The following is a 9,687-nucleotide window of genomic DNA, read 5'->3' on the forward strand; positions in this document are numbered from 1 at the left end:
AATAATGTTTAAGACGTTCAGTGAAAGAACATCAAAAAAACCTCGCAGTTTTTGCGAGGTTTTTTGCTTTACGGTTTTAAATCTACGGTCTCAAAAAATCCATTTTAGGGTCATAAATTTTGGTTTCAATTTTGTTCAATCCGAGTATGGTGCTGAACAAATAATCATGCGATAAAGGCTCATCGGCTTTTTGTTTAAGTGCCTCAAAGCTCAAACCTTTAAACCCATCTCCAAGCCAAATGATGCTGGCGGGATGCTTTTGCGCGACGGGTGCGATGCTATAAGGCATGCCGTGTAAATACACGCCATTTTCGCCCAAAGACTCGCCGTGATCCGCCATGTAAATCATGGCGGTTTGGAAATGACTTGCATTGGGTTTGAGTAATACGATGACTTTAGATAAAAAATAGTCCGTGTACAAGATTGTGTTGTCAAAAGCATTGGCAATTTCTTCTACACTGCATTTCTCTAATAAGTTGGTTTGGCAAGCAGGTGTGAATTTTTCGAAGGCTTTTGGATAGCGATTGTAATATGCGGGTCCATGACTGCCCATTGGGTGTAGAACAATCGTGATATCACGGTTTTTATTTTGGTCAATGAATTCCTGTAATCCAACCAACATGCCTTCATCTCGGCACTCTACGTCACAAATGGTATTGATTTTTGGGTCTTTGTAGTCCTGATAAAACGCCCCTAAGCGTGTCATCACGCCTTTAGAATCAGAATTGTTGTCGCGCCAAAGAACCTGAACTCCTGCACGGTTAAGCACGTCGAGTAGGTTTTCAGAAGCGTTGAATTTTTTTTCACTGTAGTTTTCACGTCCTAGACCTGAAAACATGCATGGCACAGAAACGGCCGTGCTCGTTCCACAAGAGCTGAGGTTTTTTAAACTAACGACTTGTTCTTTTTCGAGCAGTGGATTGGTTGGTTTGGAGTAGCCGTTGAGTGAAAAATGGTCTGCGCGTGCTGTTTCGCCAACGACGAGTATGGTTAAGTGACGGTCTGTGTCGGAGGCTGATTTTTTTGCATCTTCGCCCAGTGGCGTGATTTCTTGTGGCGAGCCATCGGTGTGACTTTGGATGCCGAATTGAATTGCTGAATAAACGGGGGTAATTGGATTGGCATAAAAACGCACGATTTTGTGCTCGCGGAAGAATGAGCTGTAGTTTTTGCTAAACGTCGCAGCCTGGCTGACGATGATGAGTAAAAGCAAAAGAATGATTTTGATTTTGTTACCCAGTGCCGCTTTGAAAGTGCTTTTCGGTAGATTGACCCGACTGATGATGAATGCGGGTAGTGCGCCCAAAACTAAAAAGTAGCCGACCATTTTCCAAGTGAACAAATCTGTCGCTTCTTTGACATTGGTTTGGACAATGTTTTGAATCATTGTTTTATCAACAATGATGTCGTACGTGTTCATGTAGTAGGCTGTGAAAGCGGCGATGATGAACAGGAGAATCAACACGGGCTTGGTGGTTTTGCGGTAGCAGAGCAGGCTTAAAGCCAACGCGGTGACCGCAAAAAGGACGATGCCAATTGAGATGAAAAAGGATAAGTTAAACGAGGTGTATATTTGATTGAAGTGATTGAAAAAAGCCCCGTTGTACAGCACAGTGAATGCCAAAGCGGACAGTAAAATGACAGCGTTTGTTTTTAAAAAATTAAGTAAGTACTTCATACAAGTCCTAAAAGTGCACGCCAAGTTGCCGTATTGATGATGGCCGTATTTTAAACCATCTTTACAATGTGGGTATGCTTGATGCTTAAGGCTGCGACATCAGCATATATCCACGAGCTGCTTTGCTGATATGTTGTGGGGTGGCTTTGAGTTGATTTTGCATATCGTTGGCCAGTTGACGCATGTGGTCGATGTGACCAGCTTTGTATTCAATTTCAAGCTCATTGATGAGGCTGACCGCCGTGCTGTGCAGATTGTCCTCTGCCAGTCGTACTTGACCATAATCAAAGGCGATTTCAAACACGTCGTCACCTTGCCTGTATTGATAAATTTCACGTTTAAAGTCGGTATGAAATACGGGGCGCAAAACGGTCATAAGTGGGCTTAACAAAATACGGGCTTCAGCGGGAAGTTGCGTCAAGTCAATGTCTGGAATCACGTCAGCCTTGGCGGTGGCATGAGGTAAAGTGCTTTCCCATTCATTTCTGCTGTGAACGCCGTTAACGAGTTGCCCTGCGGTTTTTAATGTTTGAATCCAACATAAACGTTCTGTATCAAAACGCAGGCGAAATGCGGCTTTTTGTTGTTTGAGGTCGTGCGTTGGCGTGTCTAAATAGACATTGAGCAGTTGCGTGCATCGCTCAAATTGAATCTGCGGGTGGCGCAACAGTATATGGTGTAAAGCGTCATGCGCGTCTTTGGGTAAAGCCAGGGCAATTTCGTGTTCCATGCCTGTACTTAAATGCAAAATAGTTGTGACAAGGCTTCGCCTGCATGAGGCGCACGCATAAATGCTTCGCCCACAAGAAATGCGTGAATATGATGTTGTTGCATCAATTGCACGTCTTCAGGCTTGAGGATGCCTGATTCAGTGACGATGATTTTGTCGCTGGGGATGTGTTTCATTAAATCAAGCGTGGTTTGTAACGACACGTCAAAAGTTCGTAAGTTACGGTTGTTAATGCCGATTAAGGGGGTTTTTAATTGCAAGGCCGCGAGCAACTCTTGTTCATCATGCACCTCCACCAAAACAGCCATGCCGAGTGACGCGGCGTGTGCTTCAAATTGTTGAATTTGTGCCAGTGACAGTGAAGCCGCGATGAGTAAAATGGCATCCGCTCCCCAAGCTCGAGCTTGGTCGATTTGATAAGCGTCAACAATGAAGTCTTTACGTAAAACAGGCAAGCCAGAGGCGGCACGAGCCGCTTTCAGATAGTCGCTGTGCCCTTGAAAATACTGCTCATCGGTTAAAACCGATAGGCAGGCCGCTCCAGCGGCTTCGTACTGACGAGCGATTTCTGCTGGAGCAAAATGCTCTCGCAGCACGCCTTTACTGGGCGAAGCCTTTTTAATTTCGGCAATGACCGCAGGTCGCTGTTCGGTGACACGTTGGCGAATGGCGCCGATAAAGTCACGCGTCGCATCGGCTTTTAACGCCAGCTCATGCATCTGTTTTGGGGTAATCAGTGCTTGTGCTGCGGCGACTTCGATGTGCTTGGTGGCATTGATTGTATTTAATATGTCAGACATGTTTTATTTAGTGTGCTTTTTTAGAGGGGATAACGAATTGTTGAGTGAATTGAGCGAATTCATTGACTTTGCTCAAGGCTGCGCCTGAAGCAATGACGTCTTTGGCTAATTCAATGCCTTGTTTAATTGAATCAACGTGTTGGGCCGTGTACAACGCCAGACCTGCATTTAAAATTGTCACATCACGCGCTGCGCAGTTGTCGTTATTGAGCGCGGACAGCAACATAGCTTTTGATTCTTCTGGATTGTTGACCTTGAGTTCAGATAATGGGGCGCGATTGAGGCCAAATTGCTCGGGGGTGAGGGTGTATTCGCTGAGTTGCCCATTTTTTAACTCACACACGTCGGTTGGCGCAGATAAAGACATTTCATCCATTCCATCTTGAGAATGCACGACCAAAACATGTTGTGCGCCAAGCTCTTGCATCGCTTGCGCCATCATCGTCGTTAATTCTTTAGAAAAAACGCCCATCAGGGTGTTGGGGGTGTTGGCTGGATTGGTCAAAGGCCCAAGAATATTGAAAACGGTACGAATACCCAACTCACGGCGAATTGGTGCTACATGGCGCATGGCTGGGTGATGATTGGGCGCAAACATGAAGCCGATGCCCGTGTGTTCAATACATTGTCCAACTTGCTCGGGTGTGAGAATCAGATTGACACCAAGGGCTTCGAGCGCATCGGCTGAACCTGATTTGCTGGAAACGCTTCGATTGCCATGTTTGGCCACTTTTGCGCCTGCTGCTGCGACGACGAATAAACACGTCGTTGAAATATTAAATGTGTGCACGCCGTCCCCGCCTGTGCCAACAATGTCGACAAACTGGCTATTGTCTTTGACGACAACTCGGTTGGAAAAATCACGCATGACGCGGGCTGCGGCGACGATTTCTTCTAGCGTTTCGCCTTTGGCACGCAGTGCGGTGAGGAGTGCAGCGGCGGCGGGCGCAGTGAGCTGACCGCTCATTAATTGGGTCATGAATGCACTCATGCTGTCTGCGGATAGGTTCTCGCGGGCGATGAGCTGATTGAGGATTTGAGCAACATTGAGCATAAGCAGTCTTTCAAAGTTCACATGATGTGTGGTTGTTCAATCATGTGCGATTGGACAGCCGTTGTCGCCAGTTGGCGCGATAACGGCTGGGTGCTTGTGATGATTAAGGTTGGGTTTGATTCAAAAAAGCCTTGAGCATGGCGTGACCGTGTTCACTCAAAATAGACTCAGGGTGGAATTGTACCCCTTCAATATTGAAAATAGTGTGACGCACGCCCATGATTTCGCCTGTGTCTGGCGATGCACCTGTCCAAGCGGTGATTTTTAATTCGGGGGGTAAGGTTTCACGTTCAATAATCAGGGAGTGATAACGCGTCACGTTAAAGGTTGTGGGTAAGCCTTTAAACACGCCGTCATTATGGTGGTGCAGTGCATCAACTTTACCGTGCATGGGTGCTTTAGCACGTACGATGTGCCCGCCAAAGACTTGACCAATGGCCTGATGACCGAGACAAACGCCTAAAATGGGTAATTTACCTTTGAAGTGGTCTAAAGCCTCTAAACAAATTCCCGCTTCGTTGGGCGTGCAGGGGCCGGGCGACAGGCACAAGTGTGTTGGCGCAGCGGCCTCAATGTCAGCAATGGTGATTTCATCGTTGCGTTTGACAGTGACTTGTGCGCCTAGCTCGCCGAAATACTGTACGAGGTTGTAAGTGAATGAATCGTAGTTGTCAATCATGAATACATGAGGCATTTTCATATCACACTCCTTCTTTCGGCAAAATGGTGTCTAAACCATCGCAGGCCAAATCCGCCGCGCTTAAAACAGCCCGCATTTTCGCGCGAGTTTCATTCCATTCAGCATCCACGTCAGAATCGGCAACAATGCCCGCGCCCGCTTGTACATAAAGGGTGTTGTTTTTGATGACAGCGGTGCGAATGGCAATGGCCAAATCCATGTCATTAAAAAACCCCATATGACCGACCGCACCACCGTATACACCGCGTTTGGTGGGCTCCAATTCATCCAAAATTTCCATTGCACGTACTTTAGGTGCGCCTGACAATGTTCCCGCTGGGAAAGTAGCCTTGAGCACGTCAATCGCATCCATGTCATTTTGGACTTGACCTTGAACATTTGAGACCATGTGCAACACATGCGAATATTTTTCAATCGTCATTTGTTCGGTGACTTTAACTGTGCCGACTTGCGCGATGCGACCGATATCATTGCGTCCTAAGTCGATGAGCATTAAATGTTCAGCACATTCTTTTGCATCAGCTAGTAAATCGGCTGATAAACGGTCATCTTCTGCATCATTCATGCCGCGTGGACGTGTGCCCGCAATCGGGCGCACCGTAGCGATGCCAGCTTCATCAAGTTTGACCAAAATTTCTGGTGACGCGCCCACCACATGCATGTCGCCATAATTCATAAAATACATGTAAGGCGATGGATTGAGTGCGCGTAAGGCGCGGTATAGATTAATCGGTTCTGCAGCAAAAGGGCGTTGCGTGCGTTGTGACAATACAATCTGCATGCAATCCCCCGCATTGATATAGTCTTTACATTTCAACACGTCGCGTTTAAAAGCCGCTTCGCCATAATCAGAACGCGCCTGTGCGTTATCAACGCGAGGGCTCGCGGGGATTGTCGCGGGCGCGCGCAATTGATTCAACATGCTTTTTAATCGCAGTGCTGCCCGCTCATATGCGCCCGATTCTTGAGGGTTGGCATAAACCGTCAGATACACCTTGCCCAACACATTGTCGACGACCGCTAACTCTTCCGACAGCAATAAATGTAAGTCTGGCAGATGCACATCGTCTGTTGGTGTGGTTTTTTTCAGTCGCGGTTCAATTTCTCTTACTGTGTCATAAGCAAAATATCCAACTAAACCACCACTGTATCGGGCGTGTCCGTCCAATTGAGGCACTTTAAAACGTTTTAGAAAATTGCGGGTATACGCAAATAGATCCGACTGCTGCACTGTTTCAGTACACTCGCCATCGACAAACAGTTCAATGGTTTGATTGGTTTGGACGATGCGTGTACGGCAGGGTAAGCCAATGATGGAATAACGCCCCGAACGCTCGCCACCAACGACCGACTCAAGTAGATAGCTGTAAGGCGCGTGGGCAAGTTTAAGATAAATGGATAAAGGGGTATCGAGATCAGCGAACGTCTCGAGAGACAGCGGTACATGGTTGTAACCTTGTGCCGCCAAGGCGTAAAAAGCATCTTGAGTCAGCATATTTTTCCTTCAAAGAATGTTGTTTTTAGGTTGAATTGATAAACAACCTAAAACAAGATCAATAAATCAATTTTATTCACGCTACCAAATGTAGTTTCACAACAACAGTTAGGTTGTGAGCAATTTGAGATGTCTGCGTTGTTCGGACGGCTAAAAAATAATTATCGCCAGAAACCGATAGACCAATGCAAGCGCCGCCAACGCACTAAATGCGCGTGTTGACATGCCATAGGGAAGGAAAAATTTAGAAAAATCATAGCCGTGATTGTATCCGAAATTTTCTATTGCGAATCAAAAAGTTTTTGGTGCTTATAAATGCTTATATATTTAAACCTTAAGGGTTTGTTTTGCAAAATAAGAAAGCATTGTTCGTTTTTCACCCACTTTTTAATATTTTTGTAGCTAAAAAAGCCAGTATTTAGAGTTTGGTGTGCAAATTGTGAACAAGAAAATTGGTTTTATATTATTATTTTATAGTTATGCATAAGAATCTTAAAGTCATATTGCTTTAACTATATAAGTATATTTTTATAATTATAATTCATTTTATACATGTTTAAATAATTATTTTTCAAATTTTACTATTTTAAATTTTTTTTGATTTTCAAGGGGTTCCGCTTCTTGATTGATTAAATTGGGAGATATTGTGAATAAAAATTATCGGGTTATATTCAATGAGCACACTCAGACCTGCGTGGTCGTTTCTGAGGTCGCGAAAGTTTCAGGGAAAAAAAGTAAAGTATCTGTCATTGGTGCGGGTTTAGTCATTGCTGCTGTACTGGGTGGTTTTAGTTCTCAAACACAGGCGCAATTGATTATTGGTTCCGATGAGTCGTCGTTAGATGATGGTACCTCGTTCGCATCAGGCGCTGGTTCCGTTGCGCTGGGCGAAGGGACAAATGCTTCGGCCGATTATGCCATTGCTATGGGAGCGAACAACTCAGCTTCAGCCGATTACGCCATCGCTTTGGGAGCGAATAACTCAGCTGTAGGACTGAGTTCAATTGTGATTGGTCATGGTTCAGAAGCGCAAGCTGAAGGTTCTATTTCTTTGGGTAAGCAGGTGTTTGCATCAGGCATAAACGCTATTGCCATCGGCACATCTTCAACCACATCGGCAATGGGAGATGTGGCGCTGGGTTCATCTGCATTTGCCCATTCACTTGCCCTTGGCGGGGGGCAGAATAGACAGTCGGCGTTGGCGGTTGGTGAAAGCGCAACTGCCTTAGGAGGTCAGGCGGTGGCGTTGGGTGCGACTGCTGGTGCGAATGGATTCCGTGCCGTGGCTTTGGGTAGCGGTTCTACGGCAATTTCTAACGATGCAACAGCTTTAGGTGCTTTCTCAACTGCGTTTAGTGCTGCAGCTAGCGCGTTTGGTTCCAGTGCATCGGCTTCTGCTTTGAATGCACTGGCTTTAGGAGCGAGTGCTAAAGCTTCTGGCAACTCTGCCGTAGCAATTGGCTATCAAGCAAGTGCTCCAGCTTCATATAGTTTTGCCGCGTCACGTGCTGCTTTAGCCTCAGGGAATTGGTCGATCTCGATTGGTTTGTCTTCGACGGCATCTGGTTCCAGTTCTCTTGCTATCGGTGTGGGAAATAAAGCATCGGCTGCTAACTCTATAGCGGTTGGCGTTGGGAATTCAGTTATGGGGGCTGGTTCGGGTGCTTTTGGTGACCCTAACGTGATTTCTGGTGTCTCTTCTTATGCGGTAGGTAACAACAACACGATTACATCCGACAATGCTTTTGCTTTTGGTAACAATATTACTATCACCCATGCCAGCAATGTGGTGCTAGGTTATGCTTCAGGGGATAAACCCGCCGTCCAAGTGTCATCGGGTACAGTGAATAATCTTATCTACGGCTCTTTTGCAGGTGCAGCGGTTGGGGTTGTTTCAGTGGGAGCAGAGGGCGCAGAGCGCCAAATTGTCAATGTGGCTCCAGGTGAGATAAGCGAGACCTCAACAGATGCCATTAATGGTTCACAGCTTTATTCGGCGATGAATGTGACTCAAAGCTCAATTGCCTCGCTATCAACTGGATTGAGTGCCTCAAATAGTGCGATTGCTTCATTGTCAACCATGACTAAAAGTACAATTGCTTCCTTGTCGACATTAACCGGGAGCACTGTTGCTTCATTATCAACTATAACCAAAAGCACAATTGCTTCATTATCGACTCAAACTTCAACGGGTTTTATCAGCACGAATAGTTCAATAGCATCCCTGTCCACGCAAACGTTAACTGCATTGAGCACAACAAATAGCGCGGTGGCCTCCTTGTCGACATCTGTGTCTTCAGTCTTGTCCACAATGAGTTCGTCTGGAGTAAGCGTGACCAACAGTGCGGTGGCGTCTTTATCGACACAAACCTCAACAGCCCTGAGCATGACAGATAGCGCTGTTGCATCCTTGTCGTCGTCGGTGTCCTCAACCGCATCGACCGTGTTGAGCACAGCGAGCAGCTCAATTGCCTCATTGTCGACACAAACCTCAACTGCCTTGAGCACGACCGACAGTTCGATTGAATCATTGTCTACATCAAGCTCAACGGGATTGAGTACGACCAACAGTGCGGTGGCATCTTTGTCAACACAAACCTCAACTGCATTGAGTACAACAGACAGTGCGGTTGCATCCTTGTCGTCATCGGTGTCCTCAACCGCCTCAACCGTGTTGAGCACAGCGAGCAGCTCAATTGCCTCGTTGTCAACGCAGACATCGGCTGCCTTGAGCACAACAGACAGTTCGATTGAATCACTGTCTACATCAAGTTCAACGGGATTGAGTGCGACCAACAGTGCAGTGGCGTCTTTATCGACTCTAACCTCAACAGCCCTGAGCACGACAGACAGTGCCGTTGCCTCATTGTCGTCGTCCGTATCCTCAACCGCCTCGACCGTGTTGAGCACAGCAGGTAGTTCAATTGCCTCGTTGTCAACTCTAACCTCAACGGCCTTGAGCACAACAGACAGTTCGATTGAATCACTGTCTACATCAAGTTCAACGGGATTGAGTGCGACCAACAGTGCAGTGGCGTCTTTATCGACACAAACCTCAACGGCATTGAGTACAACAGACAGTGCGGTTGCATCCTTGTCGTCATCGGTGTCCTCAACCGCCTCGACCGTGTTGAGCACAGCGAGCAGCTCAATTGCCTCGTTATCAACGCAGACATCGACTGCCTTGAGCACGACCGACAGTTCGATTGAATCATTGTCTACATCAAGCT

The 9,687-nt window shown here is 46.5% G+C and carries 6 protein-coding genes and 1 pseudogene; 1 reads left to right on the forward strand and 6 read right to left on the reverse strand.

Annotated features, from left to right (window positions below):
• Positions 1–82 precede the first annotated feature (82 nt).
• The 6 genes from DFR44_RS00455 to trpE form a co-directional block, all read right to left on the reverse strand.
• Positions 83–1,678, reverse strand: a complete 1,596-nt coding sequence (locus DFR44_RS00455) for a phosphoethanolamine transferase (RefSeq protein WP_133618739.1) — start codon at positions 1,676–1,678, stop codon at positions 83–85.
• Between the two features lie 85 nt (positions 1,679–1,763).
• The gene (locus DFR44_RS00460) at positions 1,764–2,408 is read right to left on the reverse strand and encodes a CYTH domain-containing protein (protein WP_133618740.1); all 645 of its coding nucleotides are present in this window, start codon (positions 2,406–2,408) and stop codon (positions 1,764–1,766) included.
• 8 nt (positions 2,409–2,416) lie between these two features.
• Positions 2,417–3,208, reverse strand: a complete 792-nt coding sequence (trpC, locus tag DFR44_RS00465; protein WP_133618741.1) for an indole-3-glycerol phosphate synthase TrpC — start codon at positions 3,206–3,208, stop codon at positions 2,417–2,419.
• 7 nt (positions 3,209–3,215) lie between these two features.
• On the reverse strand, positions 3,216–4,262 hold the full coding sequence (gene trpD / locus DFR44_RS00470) for an anthranilate phosphoribosyltransferase (protein WP_133618742.1): 1,047 nt from the start codon (positions 4,260–4,262) through the stop codon (positions 3,216–3,218).
• A 103-nt stretch (positions 4,263–4,365) separates the two neighbouring features.
• Positions 4,366–4,962 carry an anthranilate synthase component II gene (locus tag DFR44_RS00475; RefSeq protein ID WP_246011996.1) on the reverse strand — a complete coding sequence of 199 codons (597 nt, stop codon included), beginning with the start codon at positions 4,960–4,962 and terminating at the stop codon, positions 4,366–4,368.
• Between the two features lies 1 nt (position 4,963).
• Positions 4,964–6,454 (reverse strand): anthranilate synthase component I, encoded by a 1,491-nt coding sequence (gene trpE, locus DFR44_RS00480; RefSeq protein ID WP_211336873.1) that lies wholly within the window; start codon positions 6,452–6,454, stop codon positions 4,964–4,966.
• A 649-nt stretch (positions 6,455–7,103) separates the two neighbouring features.
• Here trpE and DFR44_RS11755 point away from each other — a divergent pair.
• Positions 7,104–8,498, forward strand: a pseudogene (locus DFR44_RS11755) (ESPR-type extended signal peptide-containing protein); the annotation flags it as partial.
• Between the last annotated feature and the right edge of the window lie 1,189 nt (positions 8,499–9,687).

Origin of the sequence: Hydromonas duriensis, from assembly GCF_004363775.1 — a bacterium.
Taxonomy (GTDB): Bacteria; Pseudomonadota; Gammaproteobacteria; order Burkholderiales; family Burkholderiaceae; genus Hydromonas; species Hydromonas duriensis.